Annotated in this window: 24 protein-coding genes and 1 pseudogene; 17 read left to right on the forward strand and 8 right to left on the reverse strand. The window is 45.2% G+C overall.

The annotated features are described in order from the left end of the window. The first annotated feature begins 21 nt into the window (after positions 1–21). From B0G85_RS03305 to B0G85_RS03335, 7 genes are all read left to right on the forward strand, one after another. Positions 22–858: a sulfurtransferase gene (locus B0G85_RS03305; RefSeq protein WP_232725912.1), complete on the forward strand. Its 837-nt coding sequence runs from the start codon at positions 22–24 to the stop codon at positions 856–858. Between the two features lie 116 nt (positions 859–974). Next, on the forward strand, positions 975–1976 hold the full coding sequence (locus tag B0G85_RS03310; protein WP_100378992.1) for a Bug family tripartite tricarboxylate transporter substrate binding protein: 1002 nt from the start codon (positions 975–977) through the stop codon (positions 1974–1976). Positions 1977–2024: 48 nt separating this feature from the next. Then, complete coding sequence (locus tag B0G85_RS03315; RefSeq protein WP_100378993.1) at positions 2025–3398, forward strand: MmgE/PrpD family protein; 1374 nt, start codon at positions 2025–2027, stop codon at positions 3396–3398. A 29-nt stretch (positions 3399–3427) separates the two neighbouring features. After that, complete coding sequence (locus tag B0G85_RS03320) at positions 3428–4402, forward strand: D-2-hydroxyacid dehydrogenase family protein (protein WP_100378994.1); 975 nt, start codon at positions 3428–3430, stop codon at positions 4400–4402. Between the two features lie 19 nt (positions 4403–4421). Continuing rightward, entirely contained in the window at positions 4422–4958 is a 537-nt protein-coding gene (locus B0G85_RS03325; RefSeq protein WP_100378995.1) for a chromate transporter, read from the forward strand. Further along, entirely contained in the window at positions 4958–5479 is a 522-nt protein-coding gene (locus B0G85_RS03330) for a chromate transporter (RefSeq protein ID WP_100378996.1), read from the forward strand. The genes B0G85_RS03325 and B0G85_RS03330 overlap by 1 nt, the downstream gene beginning before the upstream one ends. Beyond that, positions 5476–6450: a Bug family tripartite tricarboxylate transporter substrate binding protein gene (locus tag B0G85_RS03335; protein ID WP_100378997.1), complete on the forward strand. Its 975-nt coding sequence runs from the start codon at positions 5476–5478 to the stop codon at positions 6448–6450. Before B0G85_RS03330 ends, B0G85_RS03335 begins: the two co-directional genes overlap by 4 nt. Positions 6451–6485: 35 nt before the next feature. Here B0G85_RS03335 and crcB read toward each other — a convergent pair whose 3' ends face one another. The 3 genes from crcB to B0G85_RS03345 form a co-directional block, all read right to left on the reverse strand. Then, positions 6486–6875 (reverse strand): fluoride efflux transporter CrcB, encoded by a 390-nt coding sequence (crcB, locus tag B0G85_RS03340; protein WP_100378998.1) that lies wholly within the window; start codon positions 6873–6875, stop codon positions 6486–6488. A 76-nt stretch (positions 6876–6951) separates the two neighbouring features. Further along, on the reverse strand, positions 6952–7089 hold the full coding sequence (locus tag B0G85_RS10320; RefSeq protein WP_198508680.1) for a hypothetical protein: 138 nt from the start codon (positions 7087–7089) through the stop codon (positions 6952–6954). A 44-nt stretch (positions 7090–7133) separates the two neighbouring features. After that, the gene (locus B0G85_RS03345; protein ID WP_100378999.1) at positions 7134–7325 is read right to left on the reverse strand and encodes a hypothetical protein; all 192 of its coding nucleotides are present in this window, start codon (positions 7323–7325) and stop codon (positions 7134–7136) included. A gap of 6 nt (positions 7326–7331) precedes the next feature. On the opposite strand from B0G85_RS03345, the gene B0G85_RS03350 reads away from it, so the two are divergent. Then, complete coding sequence (locus B0G85_RS03350) at positions 7332–7994, forward strand: site-2 protease family protein (protein ID WP_100379000.1); 663 nt, start codon at positions 7332–7334, stop codon at positions 7992–7994. A 78-nt stretch (positions 7995–8072) separates the two neighbouring features. Beyond that, complete coding sequence (locus B0G85_RS03355) at positions 8073–8525, forward strand: c-type cytochrome (protein WP_198508681.1); 453 nt, start codon at positions 8073–8075, stop codon at positions 8523–8525. Here B0G85_RS03355 and B0G85_RS03360 read toward each other — a convergent pair whose 3' ends face one another. Beyond that, positions 8526–9206, reverse strand: a complete 681-nt coding sequence (locus tag B0G85_RS03360; protein WP_100379001.1) for a cytochrome b/b6 domain-containing protein — start codon at positions 9204–9206, stop codon at positions 8526–8528. Between the two features lie 44 nt (positions 9207–9250). On the opposite strand from B0G85_RS03360, the pseudogene B0G85_RS03365 reads away from it, so the two are divergent. Then, positions 9251–10456 (forward strand): annotated as a pseudogene (locus tag B0G85_RS03365) (MFS transporter). A 28-nt stretch (positions 10457–10484) separates the two neighbouring features. Here B0G85_RS03365 and B0G85_RS03370 read toward each other — a convergent pair. Next, positions 10485–11426, reverse strand: coding sequence for a 3-hydroxyacyl-CoA dehydrogenase family protein (locus B0G85_RS03370; RefSeq protein ID WP_100379002.1), 942 nt, complete (start codon positions 11424–11426; stop codon positions 10485–10487). A gap of 82 nt (positions 11427–11508) precedes the next feature. Here B0G85_RS03370 and B0G85_RS03375 point away from each other — a divergent pair, with 82 nt between their 5' ends. The 4 genes from B0G85_RS03375 to B0G85_RS03390 all read left to right on the forward strand — a co-directional run bounded on the left by B0G85_RS03375 (position 11509) and on the right by B0G85_RS03390 (position 16469). Further along, positions 11509–12438, forward strand: coding sequence for a 2-hydroxyacid dehydrogenase (locus B0G85_RS03375; RefSeq protein ID WP_100379003.1), 930 nt, complete (start codon positions 11509–11511; stop codon positions 12436–12438). 12 nt (positions 12439–12450) lie between these two features. Further along, positions 12451–13377, forward strand: coding sequence for a dihydrodipicolinate synthase family protein (locus B0G85_RS03380; RefSeq protein ID WP_100379004.1), 927 nt, complete (start codon positions 12451–12453; stop codon positions 13375–13377). 28 nt (positions 13378–13405) lie between these two features. Next, on the forward strand, positions 13406–14356 hold the full coding sequence (locus B0G85_RS03385; protein WP_100379005.1) for a TAXI family TRAP transporter solute-binding subunit: 951 nt from the start codon (positions 13406–13408) through the stop codon (positions 14354–14356). 100 nt (positions 14357–14456) lie between these two features. Next, positions 14457–16469, forward strand: a complete 2013-nt coding sequence (locus B0G85_RS03390; protein ID WP_100379006.1) for a TRAP transporter permease — start codon at positions 14457–14459, stop codon at positions 16467–16469. Between the two features lie 73 nt (positions 16470–16542). Here the strand turns inward: B0G85_RS03390 and B0G85_RS03395 are convergent, their stop codons facing one another. Further along, on the reverse strand, positions 16543–17676 hold the full coding sequence (locus tag B0G85_RS03395) for a mandelate racemase/muconate lactonizing enzyme family protein (RefSeq protein ID WP_100379007.1): 1134 nt from the start codon (positions 17674–17676) through the stop codon (positions 16543–16545). 211 nt (positions 17677–17887) lie between these two features. Between B0G85_RS03395 and B0G85_RS03400 the strand changes: the two genes are divergently transcribed. Continuing rightward, a complete protein-coding gene (locus tag B0G85_RS03400) occupies positions 17888–19264 on the forward strand; it encodes a M23 family metallopeptidase (protein ID WP_232725913.1) in 1377 nt (458 codons plus the stop codon). 78 nt (positions 19265–19342) lie between these two features. Here B0G85_RS03400 and B0G85_RS03405 read toward each other — a convergent pair whose 3' ends face one another. Next, positions 19343–19783: a universal stress protein gene (locus B0G85_RS03405; RefSeq protein ID WP_100379009.1), complete on the reverse strand. Its 441-nt coding sequence runs from the start codon at positions 19781–19783 to the stop codon at positions 19343–19345. 86 nt (positions 19784–19869) lie between these two features. Between B0G85_RS03405 and B0G85_RS03410 the strand changes: the two genes are divergently transcribed. Both B0G85_RS03410 and B0G85_RS03415 read left to right on the forward strand, forming a co-directional pair. Further along, positions 19870–20271, forward strand: a complete 402-nt coding sequence (locus B0G85_RS03410; RefSeq protein ID WP_100379010.1) for a DUF2177 family protein — start codon at positions 19870–19872, stop codon at positions 20269–20271. Positions 20272–20285: 14 nt separating this feature from the next. After that, entirely contained in the window at positions 20286–21914 is a 1629-nt protein-coding gene (locus tag B0G85_RS03415; RefSeq protein ID WP_100379011.1) for a SulP family inorganic anion transporter, read from the forward strand. Between the two features lies 1 nt (position 21915). Here B0G85_RS03415 and B0G85_RS03420 read toward each other — a convergent pair whose 3' ends face one another. Beyond that, positions 21916–23127 (reverse strand): MFS transporter, encoded by a 1212-nt coding sequence (locus B0G85_RS03420; RefSeq protein WP_232725914.1) that lies wholly within the window; start codon positions 23125–23127, stop codon positions 21916–21918. Between the last annotated feature and the right edge of the window lie 41 nt (positions 23128–23168).

Consider the following 23168-nt stretch of genomic DNA (forward strand, 5'->3'; position numbering starts at 1 on the left):
GCCCGCATCTCCTTCAGTTAAGTGCCCAAGATTACCACCCTCGCAGCCATCCTGTTCGATAATGGCGGTTGGAGTCAAAATAAAACAATCATGAAACCCATCCTGAACATTGCAGCCTATTTATTTGTGAGCCTAGATGGATTGACGGAGCTACGCAGTGCAATACTTGCCGAGTGCAATTCCCGCCAAATTAAAGGCACCATCTTATTAACTGGGGAAGGAATCAACCTGTTTTTGGCTGGCAAAGAGCTTGAATTGCATAATTTTTTAGATTGGCTAAAGACAGACGCCCGCTTTAGCGCTTTGCAGACTAAGGATAGCTGGTCTGAAGAGCAGCCGTTTAAAAAGATGCTCGTCAAAATAAAGAATGAGATTATTCGCATGAATCACCCCACGATTCGTCCTGAAGAAGGTAGAGCTAATTTCATTACACCCCAAAAATTACGAGAATGGCTTGATCGGGGAACTGATGATTTGGGACGCCCAGTGGTAATGATTGATACCCGTAATGCATTTGAGGTGGAATACGGCACCTTTGAGAATGCACTGCATTTCAACATTAGTAAATTTACAGAGTTTCCCCAAGCAATCACGGCTCAAAAAGAGGCTTTATCCGACAAAACATTAGTGAGCTTTTGCACCGGGGGAATACGCTGTGAAAAATCAGGCCTCTATATGCGCGAGATTGGGATGCAACATAGTTACCAATTAGAAGGTGGCATCTTAAAGTATTTCGAGGAAGTGGGCTCTGCACACTACAGCGGTACCTGTTTTGTTTTTGATGAACGAGAGTCACTGGAGCCCAATTTAAAATCGATCCCGATTGAACAGTCCATTCGAAAAAAATTAAAGTCCTAAAACAGCAAAGCAAGTCTTAAATTAAGAAGCTTTTTATGCCGCAAGAAAATGTAGCAACAGGAGTAGAATTTGCTTCACAATTAAAAAAATAGTACCAATACACCAAGGCTCGAGACATGCCCAATCACCCCCATCGGATAACACCCTCTTCAATACTCCACGCTATTTTTATAAGCCTAGGCTTCATTAGCCTGGGGGCAACTGCGCAGACTGCTCCTGTAGCGTATCCCATAAAGCCAATCAAGCTGATTGCTCCTGTAGCTGCTGGTGGAGGCCTCGATAATCTCGCACGTGCTGTAGCAGAAAAACTATCACGCTCGCTTGGGCAAACTGTTGTAGTAGAAAATATTGGCGGTGGTGGTGGCACGATTGCCTCACAAGCCGCGGCAAAAGCACCAGCCGATGGATATACTCTGATGGTTGCCTATGTCGGAAGTCACGGGACCAATCCCGCCGTCCGAAAGCTGCCTTACGATGCCATTAAAGACTTTAGCCCAATCGGAATGATTGGTGCGACGCCGAATGTAATCATCATTAATCCCGAGCTACCGGTTAAGAATTTCAAAGAATTTGTTGATTACGCCAAAAAAAATCCTGCTAAATTAAGCTATGGTTCTGCTGGTCCTGGAACACTCACCCATCTTGGAGTAGAGCAACTCAAAATTGCCACTGGCATTTTTATGGTACATGTTCCATATCGTGGGGTAGGGCCAGCCTACACTGACCTTCTGGCAGGACAGACCCAAGCCATGTTTCCAACGCTATTTGCAGCACTCCCTTACATTAATTCCAATCGCGTAATAGGTCTAGCCCTAACAGGATCAAAACGTAGCCCTGCGGCACCCAGCATTCCAACATTTAAGGAGCTAGGCTATAACGGCTTTGATGGTCAGCAGTGGTATGGCATCGTGGGTCCAGCCAACTTGCCGCCCGCTATTGTTGCCAAACTCAACGCTGAGCTCAATAAAGTACTTGCTCTTCCAGATTTCTCAGAAAAAATGACCAATGAGGCCATGACGCTCATGCCGATGACGCCGCCACAATTTGCAAATTACATTAAAGAAGATATCGCACGATGGGCAAAAGTAGCTAAAGACCGTCACATTGAAATTGATTAATAACCCACTCTATTTTTAATAACTACCTCCATCGCTAACAGGAAAAATATGTCTCAAGTAATCGCAACTGCTGCTGATTTAAACGCTCCACCAGTCACTAAAATTCTCGCTGAATTTGTAACATCACACCCCAGTCAAGGCTGGACAGCAGAAGTTGATCATGAGGCACATCGCACCTTTTTGAATTGGTTAGGCTGCGCTATTGGCGCAACTCAGCATGAGAGTGTTGAGTCCTCTTTAGCTGCCATTCGTGAATTCCAGCCAGCCCCGCAGGCTAGTATTTTGGGTCGCAAAGAGAAGGTAGATATGGGTGGTGCAGCCCTAGTTAACGGCATCAGCTCACATACCTTTGACTTTGACGATACCCATCTCAAAACGGTCATTCATCCTGCTGGTCCAGTGGCATCGGCAATATTGGCGCTCGGGGAACATATTAATGTGAATGGCCGCCAACTGATTGACTCCCTTGTTTTGGGGATTGATGTAGCCTGTCGTGTTGGTAATGCAATGTATCCGGATCACTATCATCGCGGCTGGCATATTACTGGCTCCACCGGTATGCTGGGATCAGCAGCGGCTTGCTCTCGATTGATGGGTCTTGATCTACATAAAACGACCATGGCATTAGGGATTGCCGCATCTCAGCCAGTAGGTATGCGTGAACAGTTTGGCACGATGACTAAGCCATTCCATCCTGGTGGTGCTGCTCGCGCTGGACAGCTGTCCGCTCTATTAGCAAAGCATGGCTTTACAGCAAGCCCAAAGGCATTGGAAGCTGGGCGTGGTTTTATGCAAACTGTTTCCACTAAGTGTGACTGGGCAGAAATTGACCGTGAACTTGGCACATCATTTGAGATTTCACTCAATACCTACAAACCATTTGCCTGTGGCATCGTGATTCATCCTGCGATTGATGCTTGCGCTCAGTTACGCGCCCAAGGGGTGAAAGCGGACGATGTCGAGCGGATTGAACTAAGAGTACATCCATTGGTATTGGAGCTCACTGGCAAGAAAACGCCTAAGGATGGACTTGAAGGGAAGTTCAGTGTCTATCACGGCTGTGCGGTTGGATTAATTTTTGGTCAAGCTGGCGAAGGTGAGTATGCAGATGACATTGTGAATCGTGCCGATGTCATTGCTTTGCGAGCCAAAGTAAATGCGACAACCGATACTTCTATCAGTGAAGCATCTGTAGACGTAAAAGCAATTATGAAGGATGGTAAAGAGGTTCATATTTTCGTGAAAAATGCGATCGGGTCGGTAGAAAACCCAATGAGTGATGCCCAGCTTGAACAAAAGTTCACCACCTTGACTGAGCCCGTGATTGGCAAAGAAAAAACCCGTCAACTGATTGCCGCTCTCTGGCAATTGGGTAGCGCCTCTGATTTAAGGCAAATCTTGCAACTCTCCACACCTGATTAATTCACTATATAACCATACAGAACTGGCCTATGTCTTCACTACCTAATATCGTCATCCTTGGAGACTATGAACGTGCTTTACGTCGCTTCTCGCAATGGGAAACGTTAGATCAAAAATCTAACCTAACCATCCATCATGAACCGTTACGCGACGAAGCTTTGTATGAAGCGGTTAAGGAAGCTGATGCTATTGCTATCGTTCGGGATCGCTCTCCTTTTGATGAGGCAATGATTGCCCGATTACCAAGGCTCAAATTCCTGATGTTTACTGGTGAACGTAACGGCACGCTCGATGCTGCAGCACTTGTCTCCAGAAATATTCCGATGGCATGCACACCAGGCGGCCCGTCAAAAGAAACTACGGCTGAGCTTACTTGGGCCTTAATTTTGGCTGCCTCCAAGAATTTAATCAACCAAACATCGCTGATTGGAAATGGTGGTTGGCGTAATGAATTATCAGTACTGCCGATGCTGTCAGGGCAGCGTCTTGGCATCATGGGCTTGGGCGCTATCGGTAGCAAAGTAGCCAGAGTAGGTCATGCTTTCGGAATGGAGGTAGTAACCTGGAGCCCGCGCATGACTCCTGAGCGTGCTGCCGCTCAAAATGCTATCTCTGTTAGCTTAGATGAATTACTAAGTACCTCCAAAGTAGTCACCCTCCATTTAGTCGCGGGGCCCGGAACTAAAGGCATTATCAGTGCCGATCAATTGGCTTTGATGCGCCCAGATTCCATTCTAGTCAACACTTCAAGATCGGCGCTGATCAATATGTCAGACTTAAGCATTGCACTGCAAAAGGGCTCTCCTGCCAAAGCTGCAGTAGATGTATTTGACGTTGAGCCTCTGCCGGCTAACGACCCCTTGCGCAATATGCCTCATTTATTAGTCACGCCACACCTCGGCTTTATTGCAGAGCCTATTTTTGAAGCATTCTCTCAAGGCATCACCCAGACCCTAAATGCCTGGCTCGAACAAAAACCCGTTCCACATCCTTTCAAACCCTAATTAATTAGTCTTCTCATTTTTGAAAACACTCACCCCCGCCCAACTGTTTATTAGTTTTAGTAAGATCGGCATGTCTGGTTTTGGCGGGGTTCTTCCTTGGGCGCGGCGAACCCTAGTGGAGCAAGATCAGATTCTGAGCTCAGAAGAGTTCAGCGCCATTCTTGGGATATGCCAAATTGTTCCCGGCCCCAACATTGTTAATCTGGCTGTCTGTGTTGGATCCCGCTTTGCTGGAGCTAAAGGTGCACTCGCAGCAGTATTAGGGTTAACTTTGGGTCCAGTTTGTTTAGTGCTACTTCTGGCCCTGCTCTACGAGCATTACAGCTACCTAGATTCTGTAAAAGGCGTTCTGCGTGGTATTTCTGCTGTAGGCGTAGGTTTAATTGCCTCTACAGGACTAAAGATGTTGCGTGATGAGTTGCAATATCCCGCCATGTTGTTAGTGGTGGCTATCACTGTGATCGCAGCAAGCTATTTTCATCTCGGTCTTGGCTGGGTGGTTCTCATTGCCGCTCCATTGGCTATATTTTTAGCCCACAAGAAAGCCTCTAGGTAATGGGTATTTTGCTTGGCTTATTTTTCAAGCTCTCCGCTCTTTCTCTAGTTGCCTTTGGGGGGATCAATGCCCTACTTCCAAGTCTATTAGACTTAACAGTAAATCAAGAACGTTGGGTTGATGTACAAACCTTTGCTGACTATTTTGCTATTGCTCAAGCCGCTCCTGGACCTAACTTCATGACAGTCACCCTAATAGGTTGGCATGTTTATGGTGTTCTGGGGGCATTTCTGGCAACTCTTGCGATCGCCTGGCCATCATCAATTTTGATTTATTTTCTTCAGCGCTTCATCACCAATATGCATGACGAGCATCGAAAGAAAGTCATTCAGTACGGAGCTGCAGCTCTTGCTATTGGACTCGTGCTAACTTCGGCATGGCAGATTGCCTTACAAATTAACCACACTGATGCCGCCTACATTCTCACCATACTCACCATTGGATTAACCATCTTTACTCGCTGGCACCCCCTCTATTTGATAGGACTAGGTGCACTTTTAGGACTGTTCGGTTTTATATGAAAATCTTCCGCCTGTTTTTTATTGCAATCACCGCCTTTACTCTAATGATGTCAAGTGCGGTCATTTCGCAAACTAACTACCCCAATAAACCAATTAATTTAATCGTGCCTTACGGTGCAGGGGGCAGTGCAGACTCTCGCAGTAGGCAATTAGCCCAGAAAATGAGTGTCATTCTCAAGCAGCCAATCATTATTGATAACAAGCCTGGTGCGGGTGGAAACATCGGTACGGAATTTGTTGCTAAGGCTGCTCCTGATGGCTATACGATTGGTATGGGTAACTTTGCACCATTAGCAGTGAATAAAACCTTATTTGGTAATTTGCGTTACGACCCAGAAACAGATCTCAGCCCTATTATTCTGATAGAAAAGGGGCCGCTCATTCTGGTGGTCAACCCCAATTCGCAATACAAAACGATTCAAGATATTGTTGCAGCCGCTAAAGCTAAGCCTGGCACCCTAACATTTTCCTCTGGGGGAATTGGTGGAAGCCATCAACTCTCGGCCGAACTCTTTATGCAAAATACAGGCATTCAGATGATCCACGTACCTTATAAAAGTGGCTCTGCAGGACTAACCGATCTGATGGCCGGCAATGTCGATATGATGTTTGATCAGATGTATTCCGCAGTACCCAGCATTAGGGCTGATAAGCTGCATCCCATTGCTATCACTAGCAAAAAGAGATCACCCCTCTTTCCGAATCTACCTAGCTTTGCTGAAGCGGGTTTTCCTAAGGTTGAAGTGCTCAATTGGCAAGGCTTTATCGCACCTGCCAAAACACCAAAGGCCGTTATTGAAAAACTCAATGCCGCTGCCAATGAAGCCTTAAAGGATCCTCAACTGAGAGAGCTAATGCTCTCTCAAGGCAATGAAATCGGCGGAGGAACCCCTGCCGACTTTGCCGCGTTAATTAAGTCTGAAGCTGCTAAGTGGAGCGCCGTAGTCAAGGTAGGAAATATCAAGCCCTAGCAAATCACTCGTAGCTTGCAGCTACTTCAATACGCCTATTTCAGAGCTTGGTAAGTCAAAATACCGGCAAAGGTTAATGCGAAGGATCCAATTAAATTAAACAGAGTTGTGGCGAGTGCCCACGTAACCTCACCACGCTGCATTAAGCCGACCACTTCGGCAGAAAAACTGGAAAAGGTGGTTAGACCGCCTAAAAAACCAGTAATGACAAGTAGCCTCCACTCAGGAGATAAATGCGCATTATTTCCAAAGAACGCTACTGCAATACCAATGAAATAGCCACCCACTAGATTGGATATCAACGTACCCAAAGGCAGTGCTGAAGCAGTTCCTAAAGTAGCACCTACAGTCACTAGATTGAATCCAGCCCTAAGCAAGGCGCCGGTACCGGCTCCGAAAAAAATTGCAACCAGAGATAGCCACATACTTAATGTCTTATTGAAAAGTTAAATCAGTGCTGGCTTAGGACAGGGTAGGACATACCGCTGTTGCAGGTAAAAACTAGCCGAATACGTAACCAATATGAGCGGCAACCAGTGCAAACAAAATAGCCAAACTCGTTGCAACTGCCAACATCACAATGAGGGTAATGATTTTTTTATTGATCTCGTCTTTCGACTCTTTATGCCATTCGTTCATGCTGAATCCTTATTGAATATATTCATTAACGGACTAATTATCCACTATCGGCCTCGACCAGCCTTACGCATCATGGCTTTTCCACCACCAAATCCAGCCTGAGGCCTGCCACCAGGGCCTGATGGGCCCTTTGGAGCCGGAGGACGTGCAGCAGGCTTAGCCAGCGTTACCTTAGCCGGGATTTTTGATTCTGGTTTTTTCTCATCAGTCACTTTATTCACTCCTGTAGATATCATATTGTCATGATTACTGACTATTCTATCCAAGCTGTCGCCATTAATGCGATTCCCTTGATTTTTGCCATTACAGTTCATGAGGCGGCCCATGGCTATGCTGCCCGAAGACTGGGTGACAATACTGCCTATTTATTAGGCAGGGTGAGCCTAAACCCTGCAAAGCACATCGATCCTGTGGGAACCATTCTGATTCCGTTAACACTGCTATTAACTGGCTCCCCCTTCTTGGTGGGCTATGCCAAGCCAGTACCTGTGCGCTTTGACAAACTAAAGAATCCCAGAATTGATTCGATTTGGGTGGCCTTAGCCGGCCCAGGCTCCAACTTTATTCAGGCACTGATTTGGGCAATATTACTCATTACACTCTTTGGGCTGGGGGTAAATGAACCTTTCTTAGTTTCCATGTCTCAGGCCGGCATCAGCTGGAACCTTGGTTTACTAGTGTTTAATCTGTTTCCACTGCCCCCTCTTGATGGTGGCCGAATTCTCGCTGGACTGTTGCCAGCTCGCCAATCGATCGCCCTGGGGAAGATTGAGCCTTGGGGCTTCTTCATCGTACTAGCGCTAGTATTTACCGGAGTAATTGGAAGCTTCTGGATGGAGCCTCTAATAGGGTTTTTTAAAGGTGTTATCTACCTAATAACGCTACCCTTACAAATGCTGCTGTAGCAACATCATTCAGTAGTATGCTCAATTAGCTCATGACCTTGTTGAGCTAAAGCCCCATAACTTCATTTAGGAGTAAACGTGAAATCACAAAAAACTATCCTAGTAGTAACGATCGCTACTTTAGCAGCGGCATCCAGCCTTGCTTTTGCCCAATTTAAAAAGCCTGAAGATGCCATAAAGTATCGTCAGAGTGTTTACACAGTAATGGCCAACTCCTTTGGCAAAATTGGTGCTGTGGTAAAGGGTGAAACGCCATACAACAAAGATGAGGTTGCCAAGAATGCAGCGATCGTAGCTACACTATCGGCTTTGCCATGGCAGGCGTTTGGCCCCGGTACTGAAGGTGGTAACGCATTACCAGTAGTCTGGTCAGATAACGCGAAGTTCAAATCCGCTAGTGAAAAAATGCAGCTCGCTATTGTGAACCTAAATGTAGCTGCACAGTCAGGTGATCAGGAGGCAATCAAAAAGGCTTTTGGTGCGGCTGGCCAAACATGCAAGAATTGTCATGATGACTTCAAGAAAAAATAATTAACGCGTGATGAAATAGCCCAAGATAACGCCAATCAGACTAAGCACTAGCAAGGCTGTACCGCGTTGCCAGGCCCCATCTTTAGAATCTTGACCTAAGCTAGCAGGCAGATACTTTGCCTCTTCGCTTGGGTCAATTTCTTTATCGCCAAACAGCATCGGCTTTATGAGGCTCTCATGTCTAAATCGTTGATAGTAAAAAATAGCGCCTAGGTGCACCCCAATCAATCCCAATAAAACTACATCATTCCAATGATGTATCGAATTGAACATCGCAACAGTAGCGTTGGAAACATATTTTGCAAAAGGCCCCTCAAACAGAATATCGTCGTTCGAAAATAGACCAGTTACCGCTTGAAGCCCAATCGAGAAGATTAAGGCAAGCACTGATAAAGAGCCTAAAGGATTGTGACCTAAAACTGCCGGCGATTGGCCTTTCAGATATCGATATAAGCCCCGAGGGCTCGGAACAAAACTAACAAAGCGGGCATGATGAGAGCCAAAGAATCCCCAAAGTATTCTGAAAATAATCAACGTGAGAATGCAGTAACCCGATAGAGCATGCAACGCCATCGCATCACCACCAACATTTACTGTAACAAAGCTGATAATGATGAAAATAAGCAAAGCCCAGTGAAATAGGCGGATAGGCAAATCCCAAATACGAATGATCTTCTTCATTCCCTAAGGATAAATCATGAATGCCTTGTAAAATAAGAGAATTCATGAATCCCAGCAAAGCTTTTAGAACCCTATTATTCTACCGCGTTGGCGCAACACTGAGCTACCAGATCACGATGGTCGCTGTAGGCTGGCATATTTATGAAATTACCAATAGCGTCATATCTTTGGGCCTCATTGGTCTAGCCGAACTCATTCCCTACTTTGCCTTAGCGCTTTACCCTGGGCATGCAGTTGACCATTACTCTAGAAAATGGATTGCTGCAATTGCTTGCATGATTCATGTGGCTGTCGCTTTATTTTTAACGGCTATTGCATTGGGCTACTTCTCGCCACCCATCCCACTGATTTATACCGCAGTCGCTTTCATTGGCGTTGGCAGAGCCTTATTAAGACCCTCTTATCAAGCATTATTTGGACAAATCATTCCCCGTGATCAACTGACCCGATACACCGCCTATGCATCATCTGCCTTTCAAATTTGTGTTGTAACAGGCCCCGGATTGGGTGGCATCATGATTGGTTTTGCAGGCCTAGAATAGACTTACCTGCTAGCTGCTCTATGCGGAGTATTTGGCCTGTATGGGATTACCTTTATCAATGTTGCTCAAGAAAAAACGAATGATTCATCTCATCAGTTTTTAAAAAGCTTTTTGGAAGGCTTTCATTACGTTAAAAAGCATGAGCTCATACTAGGCATCATGGCATTGGATATGTTTGCTGTACTGTTCGGCGGCGCCGTCTCGATCTTGCCCGCCTTTGTGAAAGAAGTACTCAATGCTGCCCCAGAAACACTTGGCATCTTAAGATCAACCCCTGCAATAGGCGCTGTTATCACTGGGATCTATTTAGCCAAACGGCCTATTCTCACTGACTCAGGGAAGTATCTCTTTATATCTGTTGCCGGGTTTGGTTTGGCCATTATTGCTTTTGGCCTATCGAGTAGTTTATGGCTCTGCGCCCTCTTTCTAGGTATTTCAGGTTGCTGCGATTCAGTGTCGGTAGTCATTCGCGGCAGCATTATGCAGCTAACCACACCCGATCATATGCGCGGCAGAATTAGTGCAATCAATGGCATCTTCATTGGCTCCTCAAACGAATTAGGGGCTCTTGAATCTGGTATAGCTGCGAGTCTCATAGGTCTGGTGCCATCTATTATTTTTGGTGGTGTTGCAACTATCGCAGTAGTTGCCATCACCTATCAACTTGCCCCCCACCTCAGAAAACTAAATCTCAAAGATATTACTTAGTTCAGTCGATAGGGCCTCAGTCACTCCATCATTTAATTTCAGGTAGCTCTTTTTGAATAATCTGAAGACCGGCACGAAGAATGTCGTCGTAACGCTTGCGCTCTACCTTAATTGATTCGGAAGTCCAGGGGAAAAATCCTTCACTAGTTTTCATACCTAGCTTGCCACTGGCCACACGCTCACTTAAGCACTTAGCAATGTTAGGTGAATTATTCAAGGAGGGATAGATGCTGGCTCCTGCTGCACCATGAATCTCAAGACCGGCATGGTCACGCTGCATCACTGGACCCGCGGCGAGGTAGCGAAAGCCAAAACCAAAACGTACCGCCTTATCAATGTCTTCTAGCGTAGCAATTCCAGCGTCTACCATTGAAAAAGCTTCACGCGATAAAGCATGTTGCAATCGGTTTGCTAAAAAACCGGGCAAGTCCTTTTTTACAGTTACAGGCACCATGCCACAGGCTGTCATGAGTCTAGATAAACTTTCACCAACCATTGGGGAAGTTTTTTCGCCATAAACTACCTCAACGCAGGGTACCAAATGGGCGGGCATAAAAAAATGTAGGCCAATCATCCGAGCAGCCGTTTTTAAACCACGCGCGATTTCACTAATCGGAAAGCTGGAACTGTTGCTTGCAAGCACTGTCTCGGGCTTAGCTAACTTCTCTAATTTAGCAAAGAGCGCTTGCTTAATATCAACGCGCTCAGGCACGCATTCAATCACTAAATCAATATCTGACCAATCGACCTCTTCTAGGGAGCCTGCAACAGATAGTAAGTGGATGCGATGCTCATAACCTAGATCACTCAAGGTATTGGCAAAATAATCAGGTAAAAGTGCTCTGCGCTCTGTTGTAGGCTCAACAACCTGCACTGCGCAACCCCCCCGTGCGCAGACAGCGGCGACATCGGCACCCATCGTCCCGCCGCCGACAATCACAACCTTCGTTTCTGCTGGGGTAAATAACATCTGATTTCTCCTTGAATATTTAAATAAGACTATAAATCCTCTTACAATGATTTGATTATTTCAATAAAAAAGTAAGCGAGACATGATCCCCGTCAATTCTGTACTACAGGTTGGTCAATTTCCAGACGTTATGCAGGCAGAAATTGACAAACGACTCAAGACTATTAAGTTAGTTGATCCTGAGGGAAAGCCACCGGCAGGCAACTTCACCGCAATACTGACTCGCTCCAATACCGTCATTCCCCAATCTCTTCTTGAGCAAGTTACTAGCATTCAAATGATTGCTACTTGTGGGGTAGGGTACGACAACCTTCCCTTAGCCTATCTCAAACAAAAAGGCATTAAGGCTAGTAATACGCCAGGCGTTTTAAATGATGCCGTTTGTGAACTAGCCATTGGCATGCTGTTTGGACTTTTACGTCGCATCCCGCAAGCGCAAGAGTTTGTCCAAACAGCGGCATGGGCTAAGGCGCCATTCACGATGACCACTACCTTGGCCGGTAAGTGTGTTGGTATTGCTGGTATGGGTCGAATTGGACAGGATCTAGCTAGACGCCTCGAGCCCTTCAAGGTCAAGATTGCATACACTGGGCCAAACCAAAAGAACATCCCTTACGAATACCACCCTTCCATTGCTGAATTAGCGCTGGCTTGCGACGTGTTATTTCTTGCATGCCCTGCTAATCCTGAGACAGAAAAAATGATTGATTCCCAAGTACTGGCAGCACTTGGGTCAAAGGCTTACCTTATTAATATTGCACGCGGCAGTGTTATCGACGAAGCCGCCCTTTTAGTTGCGCTGCAACAAAAAGTAATCGCTGGAGCAGCGCTTGATGTCTTTGAAAATGAACCCAATCCCAATCCTGAGTTGTTAAAACTCGATAATGTCTTACTGACACCCCATATCGGCAGCGCCACATTCGAAACCAGACAATTAATGACAAATTTAGCACTAGATAACTTGGAAGCTTTTTATAATCAACAGACACTTCCAACCGAAGTAACTAATTAACCCGGAATAAATATGACTATGTCCCCGCATCCCTCCACACTGCCTGCAGTGCTCTCACCCGTTTTAACCCCCTTTACATTAGACGGCAATCCTGATGCAAAAAAATTACTCAAGCAATGTCAATGGCTTGAATCCAATGGAGTAGGACAGGCCATCTTCGGTACGAACTCCGAAGCAAACTCCATGTCTGCACCACAGAAAATGAGTACCTTAACTGCCCTGGTAGAGGGCGGCCTCAATCCAGCACACATGATGCCGGGTACTGGTGCTACGTCGATTGATGCCACAGTCAACATGACTCGCCACGCCGTTGAGCATCAATGTGCGGGTGTGTTAATGCTGCCCCCGTTCTACTACAAAGATGTCACTGATGATGGTTTGTTTGCTTACTTCTCAGAAGTCATCCAAAAAGTTGGTGATACGCGATTACAAGTTTATATTTACAACATCCCGCCAGTAACCAAAATTAATTTAAGCCTCTCCTTACTAGAGCGCCTAACAAAAGAGTATCCAAAAACGGTTGTCGGAATGAAAGATAGTTCCGGTGATTGGGCCTATACAGAGTCGGTGATTAAGCTCTTGGCTCCATCGGGTTTTCGAGTTTATGCTGGCAGCGAAGTGTTTTTAATGCGTGCCTTGCGCGCAGGCGGCGTAGGCTGTATCTCCGCTACAGCTAACGTAAACCCTAAGGCCATTGCAGAATTAGCATCGCATTGGCAAGAATCTGATGCAGATCAACGTCAGGCTGACCTAGATCAAGTACGCTCCATATTTGCTCAATACCAAATGATTGCCGGGATGAAAACCGCTGTTGCCAGTTACAGTAATGATTCTGAGTGGTTACGTGTAAGACCACCACTCATGCAATTGAGCGCAGAGCAACAAGCGAAGTTGCTTGGAGAGCTCAAAAGTATTAACTTTAGTATGCTGGGCCTTTAATTCAATAGACGCACTATAGGAGACAACTATGAAACTATTAAAAATCATTGCCTTATCCCTTTCAATACTTTGGGGAAGTGCTCAGGCACAGAATATTTCGATTGCAACTGGTGGTACAGGCGGCGTTTATTACCCAATGGGTGGTGGACTCGCAGCCTTACTTTCAAGTAAGGTGCCAGGAATGGCTGCAACAGCAGAGGTCACTGGAGGTTCCGTTGATAACCTCAACCTCATCGGTACTGGCAAGCCCTATGTTGGCTTTTCAATGGCTGATGCCGCAAAAGATGCTCAAATCGGCGAAGGTAAGTTTGCAGGCAAAAAAGTAGATCTGCGCACCCTAATGATTCTGTATCCCAATCTAATGCATGTTGTCACCGTTGAATCTACAGGCATTAAGTCAATGAAAGATCTTAAAGGCAAGCGCATTAGTACTGGCGCCCCTGGAAGCGCAACTGAAGTGATGGCCTTTCGCTTACTTGAGGCTGCCGGTCTAGACAAAGACAAAGATGTTAAGCGTGAACGTTTAAGCGTAGCGGAATCTGTCAATGCAGTAAAAGATCGCAAGATTGATGCCTTTTTCTGGGTTGGTGGGCTGCCTACCGCAGCAGTGACTGACCTAGCCAATAGCCCTGGTATGAAAATTGTGATGGTTGATACTTCTGCTGAAGTACCTGCAATGAATAAGAAGTATGGAAATCTGTACTTTGCTGCTGATATTCCAAAAGAAACCTACAGCGGTATGGGTAAAACTAATAAGGTCGCTGGCGTTGCTAACATTCTTGTTGTAAACGCTAATATGCCAGAAGCAGAAGCTTACAAAATTGTTAAGGCCGTATTTGATAACAAAATTGATTTGGTGCGCACCCATGCTGAGTACATTAACGTGACTCTAGAAAATCAAAAGCTGAAATCCTCACCAATTGATTTTCATGCGGGCGCTTTAAAATACTTTAAAGAAAAGAACGTTAAGGTCAATTAAGCGATAGAACGTATTAGCAATGCACCAGTAATAACAAGAGTGGGTATGTCCCACTCTTTTGATTTAATAGACTTACAAATACAAAAAAATAGGTAGAGACATGACTCAATCCGTGATTGATAACGAAACACAAGAAAAATTAGATGCCTTCATCAAGCAAGAGGAGGGAGACTCAAACGACTACAAAGGTCTTTTGGCAAAGTTTATTACTCTGGTAGCGGTTGGCATGTCCCTATTCCATCTTTATGCTGCTTACTCAATTGTTCCAACGCATCAGCTACGCGTCATTCACGTCGCCTTGGTTCTTTTCTTAGTATTTCTGAGCTTTCCGATAGCTGCCCGTTTTAAAAATCGTTTGATGTGGTGGGATATCGTATTTGCAATTGGGTCGGTATTTATCGCTTACTACATTCTGAGTGGTGGCGATGATTTGATGGATAGAAATACGGCACCCAACTCCACTGACGTCATCATCGGTGTTGGTTTAATTGCATTGATTTTAGAAAGCGTGCGAAGAACCAATGGCATGATTTTGGTCGGCGTAACCGCCCTTTTCTTACTCTATGCTGTATTCGGCAATTACTTGCCAGCACCCTGGACCCATAAGGGATATGAAATTGATCGTCTAGTAGGCTACATGTTTATGACGCTTGAGGGTATCTATGGAACAGCGGTGGATGTCTCCGCCACCCTCATTATTCTCTTCACCATTTTCGGCGCCTTCTTACAGTTCACTGGCGCTGGTAAGTTTTTCATCGACTTCTCTTTTGCAGCTATGGGTGGAAAATCCTCTGGCGTAGGAAGAACTATCGTCATGTCTTCGTTCTTACTCGGCGGCCCCTCTGGTTCAGGAGTGGCGACTACAGTCACTGTTGGCTCTGTAGCAGCACCCATGCTAGAAAAAGTAGGCTACGAAAAAAATGCTGCGGGTGGCTTGCTAGCTGCAGGTGGCTTAGGCGCTATTATTTCCCCGCCAGTACTGGGTGCAGCCGCATTCTTAATTGCTGATTTCTTAAAGATATCCTACCTAGATGTGTTGCTGATGGCGACCATTCCAACTATCTTGTTCTATCTTGGCTTATTTGTCATGGTAGAAATTGATGTGCGCAAATATGGCATGAAGAGCATTCAATTTCATGCGGCTGAAACTGCTTGGCAGCTGACCAAAAAATACTGGTTTCATTTCTTTTCACTCATTTCGATCGTCGTTTTTATGCTGTTCGGCTTCTCACCAGTTATGTCTGTATTTTGGGCGACAGTGGTTTCGGCCCTCTCTAGCATGCTGCGTGAAGATACTGCCATTATTCCTTGGGCCTGGTTTAAGGGTAAAGAGCCAATACTTGCGGGTCTCTACAACTCAAACCTTACTAAGTCATTAGCATCAGGCTCTACTGGTGTACTCGCAATTGCAGCCACCTGCGCTGGTGCAGGCCTCATTGTGGGTACTGTCACACTCACCGGTCTAGGCTTGAAGTTCAGTTCTATCGTCATTCAGTATGCTGGCGGCTCGTTGTTGCTTACTGCCATCTTCACTGCCTTAGTAGTTTGGGTGGTCGGGCTCGCAGTTCCGGTAACGGCGTCTTACATCATTTGCGCTGTTATCGCTGCGCCAGCGTTAATTAATTTGGGCGTTCCGGCATTTGCTGCTCACATGTTTATTTTCTACTACGCAGTACTGTCTGAGGTTTCTCCTCCAACAGCACTCTCTCCCTTTGCTGCCGCAGCGATCTGCAAGGGGAACCCCTACAAAACTACCCTTCAGACATGGAAATATGTTGCACCAGCTATCTTGGTGCCGTTCATGTTTGTTCTAGATAAGTCCGGGGTTAGCCTTTTGTTGATGGGCTCAACAGCCGCCCTTGAGCAGGCAAATTGGCTGGAGATTGCTTGGATCTCGTTCACGGCTGTAGTTGGCATCATCTGCTTAGCTGGTGGCCTGCAGGGTTGGTTTATTGAGAAGACGAAAATCTTCGAACGCGTAATCATGGTGGCCGCTGGAGTGGCGCTTGCCTATCCTTCAACTGAGGCTGACATAATCGGGTTTGTAGGTTTTGGATTAGTGCTCATCACCCAGACAATGACTCACTTTAAACTGAATCCTCGATCGACCTAATTTGTGACGCCAAGTAGATTGGTGCAAAAAAAATCCCGCACATTGAGGCGGGATTTTTTTATTGGCACATTGATCACATCACTTTTGTCCAAGCAGCTTTACCCGCATATTTTTTAACCGCAGCTTCATCAAACTCGAATCCTAAACCAGGGGTCTTATGTAGGATAAGATCCCCATTTTTAAAAGTGAGTTGCTTATTAATTAATCTACGGAAGTTCAACACTTGGTCATCTAAGAAAAATTCCACAAAACGGGCATTAGGAGTAGCGGCTACTAAAGGAGCATGTAAATCATGCATCCAATGTGGGCAGACGGTGACCCCCTTTACATCCGCATAGACTGCGATACGGCGCCACTCGGTAATGCCCCCACATACGGCTGCATCAGGCTGCAAAATAGCAGCACCGCCAGTGTCAATAAGCTCTCTAAAGCGCCAACGGCCTGCCTCCATCTCACCAGTAGCCACGTTAATAGTGGTTTGACGGGCTAGGGCTGCGTGAAGATCTATTGCATCCGGGGAAAATGGCTCCTCAATCCAATAAGGGTTGTATTGCTCGAAACGACGGATGTATTCCAGGGCAGTAGGTAAATCACGCCATGCATTATTGGCATCGAGCGTGAGTAATACGTCGTCGCCTACGGCCTTACGAGCTGCTTTAACGCGCGCTTCTTCCTCTCTTGGGGATAGGCGGCCTGTTTTCATTTTGACGGCTTTAAAGCCCTGATTTACGTAGGTCTCCATCTCCTTACCTAACTTAGCCGGGGTCTTCCCATCTAAATAGTAGCCACCACTGGCATATGCAGGAACACGATCATCCACCACGGAGCCTAAGTATTGATGCAGTGGTAATTTGGCGGCGCGGGCATTTAAGTCCCATAGCGCCGTATCTAAGATAGAAATACCCCGCATCACCACCCCAGATCGGCCCTGCAAGATAGATTCGTCATACATTTCCATCCATAAGCCCTCACTACGATGACTGTTTTGGCCAATTAATTTGGGCGCTAATAGTTGCTCAACGGCAACTTTAGCTACATCACCGCCTGCGCTACCAACATAGCAAAATCCGATGCCCTCATTACCATCTTTACCACGCACTTTTACCAAACAATAATGACGCTCAGAAACTGTACGAGTAGAAAAAGATGTGACCTTATCTAACGGAATAGCCACTGCTGCTACGGATACTGACTCAATAATGGGCATGACATCTCCTGTATGTAATAAAAATATTGTATCGAGAACTTTTTTAACTCGAGATTAAACTAAACAATAGTAATTGCTGCGTTACAACATAAATATCAAGAAAAAGATCCACAATATTGGATAATTGGCGTGTGGAAAAAATAGTTAGAAATTCATGTCCTTTTTGATAAAAGCGCTCAACGTTACTGGGCTGATTTTCGTCGGACTAATCATGCTGTCCGAATCTGTGCTTGTATCTAGCGCTCAAGCACAGCAAGCAAATCCGGCAACCCAAAAACGAAAAGCGCCCCAAGTAAAGCAAAAAGCCGCATCAACCGTACAGAGTGGCATCAAATTCAAAGATAGTTTCATCGACAAATCCTCCAAAAGTATGAGTCTAAATCCCGAGCTGTTTAAGCGGGTAGATGGTCAATATAGTAGAGAAGAGGGTGATAACTTTGATTACCGCATACAACGCGGATGTATGCAAAGGAGCTTTAATGAGAGTAATTTACCCGCCAATATTGGTGTAGTGGATCGCTCCTTTAATGAATTCTTCAAGACTCAATCCAAAGGATTCTTCGACCGTATGCGCGGCAACTGCATTCCCTATGCTCTTGCTTTAGGAGCTCGAGATCGCTTTGAATCGCTCAGCATCATGAATGGCCCCTTGCAGGATTCAAAAACAGAAGTTTGGACATTTACACCCTCTGTAGCAGGTGGATTTCTAATTCAACAAGACTCCTTAAAGGAAGAATCTAAACGCTTTACAGAGATTCAAATTCCACTAAATGATGTTTTATATGATCCCAAAAAAGTCGGCGATCAATTACCAGTTGAGCTTGTGTGGGAATTAAATTCCGTCATCAAGCAAATATACCCTGAAGAGAATAATGCTCTTGAAAATACAAGAAGCATTGTTCGCCTCATCGTGGACTTTGGAGACAAAGAGCGCTGGGCACAAATTTGGGCTGCCGAGATTATTGACCCCTCTTCTCAGGAGATATTTTCTAGCGCTTTTTGGGTCGCTCGCAGCGACATCCCTGGAGGCTTCTATACTGCCAGCGGAGAATCTATCGAGCGCACTTTTTGGACCAACCCCTTAAGTTATCGACGTATATCGCGCGGTGTTGGAAGCGTGCGAGCATCCAGTAAAAAGGTGGCAGCGCCAAAAAATGGAACGGCGCCTGTAGTGGCGCTCCAACAGCGTTATCGCGCTCATATGGGAATTGACTACTCCGCACCAATAGGAACCCCGATTTTTAGTGTCGCGACCGGTAAGGTTGTTCATCTGGGCTACAGCGGTGCATTTGGCAATCTCATCATCCTAGAGCATCCAGGCAATTACCGTACTTACTATGCCCATTTGAGTAACTACAACCCAGAACTTGCCATTGGTAACGAGGTGAGACGCGGATTAGAGATTGGATACGTCGGGTCAACGGGTCGATCCACCGGCCCTCATCTCCATTTTGAGCTCAGAAAAGATGGGGTCTATGTAGACCCTTATAGTCCTAAAACTCAATTAGATTTGTGGAATATGCGTGATAGCGACAGCGGCCTACTCACCCGAGAAATATTACTACTCGGTACGCCCATCAAAAATTAAAGCAACATACATGAACCAAAAAAAGTGCAATAAAAAAGGGATCGTCAAGGATCCCTTTATCTTAAGCGCTTAGTCAACCTAACTTAGCACCAATACAGGTAACTTAGCGTGCACGATAACCTGGTGTGCCTCGCTACCCAGCAATAGACCCTTAATGCCCGTTCGCTTATGTGACGCCATCACAATGACGTCTGCTTTAGCTTTCTTGGCGGCATCCAAAATACCTTCAGATAAATCACTATTAGAAATATGTACAGTGTTTACCTTAATACCCGCACCCAATAAAGCAATCGATTTTTTGAAAACATCCGTGGCAAATGCGGCGCACACCTTTTGATGATCCTTCTGAGAAATACCGTAACCCATCGTGCTGTCCGAGTAAACCATAGGTGGCGTAGGATCTGAAACATAGGTTAGAGTAATTGCTGCTTTATCCGATTTAGCAAGCGCAGCTACTTTTTTGAGTGATTTTTTACTCACATCTGAACCGTCAACCGGTACTAATAAGTGCTTAAACATAATGACTCCTGTTAAATTGTAGGAAGTTGCTTCGTTTCATCATAAACCTTATTGCTTTTCTGTAAAGCGATAAAAAGGAGACAGAATTGGTCAAGTACTTCGTGGTGTATTTTTCTTTTCTCATATCGCTACTGGTAATCGATTTGATTTGGTTGCTTGGTATTGCCAAGAATTTATATCGCGCTGAAATGGGCTCATTAATGGCCCCAGAGCCAAGACTTCTAGCAGGTCTCGGTTTTTATCTCCTCTACGCCCTTGGCGTGACTATCTTTGTAACTCTTCCGGCTCTATCAAAACAGTCCTGGATCTACGCATTGCAGTATGGCGCGCTATTTGGGTTCTTTTGTTATATGACTTACGACCTCACAAATTTGGCTGTCATCCGTGACTTTCCAATCCGCCTGGCATTGATCGATATTGCTTGGGGTGCCAGCGTTACCGCTTCATCGGCCGCGATTGCTTATTGGATAGGTAGTCGAGTCAATTAAGTACACCTCAATAAATGAAGCCCTTTTCCCCTAAGTTATTGAATGCATTTAAGGAATACAACCGCTCTCTGTTTACAAAAGACCTCTTAGCCGGCTTGACAGTTGGTGTAGTTGCACTGCCGCTAGCAATGGCTTTTGCAATCGCCAGCGGACTAAAACCAGAGGCAGGGATCTTTACTGCAATTATTGCTGGCGGGCTTATCTCTCTGCTAGGTGGTAGCCGCGTTCAGATTGGAGGGCCTGCTGGGGCTTTTATTGTGCTCCTATATGGCATTGTTGAACAGTATGGTATTGCCAATATGCTATTGGCTACCGCAATGTCTGGCGTATTTTTATTTCTGATGGGACTATTTCGACTCGGAACATTAATTCGCTTTATTCCAGTGGCGGTCATTATTGGGTTTACAAATGGTATTGCAGTCTTAATTGGCTTATCCCAAATAAAAGAATTTTTTGGTCTGAAGATAAACAATATGCCTGCAGAATTCTTTGCATCTATTCAAGCCATATATTCTGCTGCTGAAACGTTTAATCAAAGCGCCTTGATGATATCCCTCTTCAGTTTAGCGATATTGATTTCATGGCGGATTTTTCAAAACCATTTAGGCTACTTGCGCCATTTACCTGGAACAGTGGTTGCTATGACTGTAGCCACTATTCTGACAAGCTCTCTTAATTTACCGATTGATACGATTGGTAGTCGTTATGGCGGTATTCCAGCGGGTTTACCAACCTTTCAATGGATCTCTATCAGCTTTAGTACAGCCCAGTTTTTAATTATCCCTGCAGTCACCCTTGCCCTACTTGGGGCCATAGAATCGCTTTTATGCGCACGAGTTGCCGACAGTTTAATTGAGGATCGTCATGACTCAAATCAAGAGTTAATGGCTCAAGGTATTGCTAATTTTACAATTCCCTTCTTTGGCGGTATGCCAGCAACGGGAACTATTGCAAGAACAGTCACCAATATACAGAGTGGAGGCAATACGCCTATTGCTGGGATCGTACATTCCATCACTCTACTCATTATTATTTTATTTGGCGCTCCACTTGCTCGAGATATTCCCTTGGCTACTCTAGCCGCAATCTTGATTTTTATTGCCTGGAATATGGGTGAGTGGAAAAAATTAATCGATTTAAAACAATTTCGACTACCTTACCGAATGATCATGTTGAGTGTGTTTTTTCTCACCATTGCAATGGATCTCACAGTTGCCATTCAGGTAGGACTGCTCTTAGCTTTCATTACCTTTATGTACAGAATATCAAGCCTAACCCGCTATGAGAACGCTAATCCAGCAGACTTTCCGATCCCAGCGCTATATCAAGAGAAAGTTACTGCGTTACGCTTGTACGGCGCAATCTTTTTTGGAGCAGTGAAGTTATTAGAAAAAATAGAGGCAGATCTATCCGCTGAGATATTAATCTTAGACTTCAAGAACGTCATCTATATTGATTCATCAGGTATCGATGCAATTCTTGAGCTTGAAAAAGTCTGTAAAAATAAAAATATACGGTTAATTATTTGTGAGCTCGCCTATCAGCCCTTTGAGATGGCAATGCGTGGCGGTTTACTTACAAGATTACCAAAAGAAAATTTTTACTCCACGCTTCAATTAGGTATTGCTGCCGTTACGCACTAAGTTAATGATCGATCCGATGCTCGTTGGACCCCCAGCCATTCCGACGCTCATAGATCACAAAAAGTACCCCCCAGATAACAATAGCCACATAGGCCCACACCCAAGATATCTGCGAGGTACGCGAACCTGTAAGGTCAAGTACAAAACCAAATATTGCAGGCCCGAATAGCCCCCCTCCGAAACCCATTAAAGAATGTAGGCCCATTGCTGCACCTTTGATGTTCTCTTTTGCACTTGTTACTAAGCCTGCCGTTAAGGTAGCAGAATCGGCCATGATAAAAATAGAGTGCCCTGTTGCTAATGCCACAATTAACCACCATGGCTGGCCAGTTGATGCGGCTAACGCAACGCCAAATAAAGCGCTAGTAAGCATCACTATACAAATCCATTTTTGACGGCCAATTTTTAAAGCAATTTCGTTGCCAATAATCGACGCAGGCACGCCAAAGAAATTAATTACCCCGGCTAGAGTTGTAGCGGTTAATAAAAAAGAGTCGCCCGAAACTAAAGCGCAGAATGCAAAAAAAGCCACAATCCAGCTACGTGATGCGAAAAGCTCGACCGTATGCGCGGTGTAACCAAAAATGAAACCTGATGCAGTTTTATCTTGTAAAACCAAGCGCCACTTATCTATTGGAAAAATATCACTCAAGCGAATCTGAAATGGACCCTGCCATTTTTCATGAGTTAGTGCTGGAATGAACAACAACACAATCAACAGCGCAGTAAGTGGACCTAAAGAAATCAATCCAAATACATATCGCCAACCAAGCGTATTTAAAATCCACCCAGAAATCAAATAAGAAAAGCCGGTGCCAATACCAAAAAATGCCGTGTAAAAAGCAATATGCCGAGTAAGCTCACCTGTTTTAATCCGATCGGAGAGTATCTTCAGGCCCGGCATATATGTACCCGCTAATCCAGCACCATTTAAAGCCATGAAAAATAGTGCCGTCCAAAAGTCGTGGGCCAAAAGAGCCATGCCCATCAATCCACAAGCAGCAGAAATGCCACCAATGAGATATACCTTTTTTGCATCGACCCGATCTGTCAATGCGGTAGCTAGCGGCACCATCAACATATAACCAAAGAAAAAGGCGCTCGCAATCAAGCCTGACTGCAAGTTACTAAGACGCCATTCATCTTGCAGAGTAGTAAGCACTACGGCATAGCAAGCAAAACCCAATAAAGCGCATGTTTGCGCCATCAGCATAAAAGGGGTGTAATTACTTGACTTAAAACGCATTAGGCTTT

The sequence above is a fragment of the Polynucleobacter brandtiae genome (genome assembly GCF_002797575.1).
GTDB classification, from domain to species: domain Bacteria; phylum Pseudomonadota; class Gammaproteobacteria; order Burkholderiales; family Burkholderiaceae; genus Polynucleobacter; species Polynucleobacter brandtiae.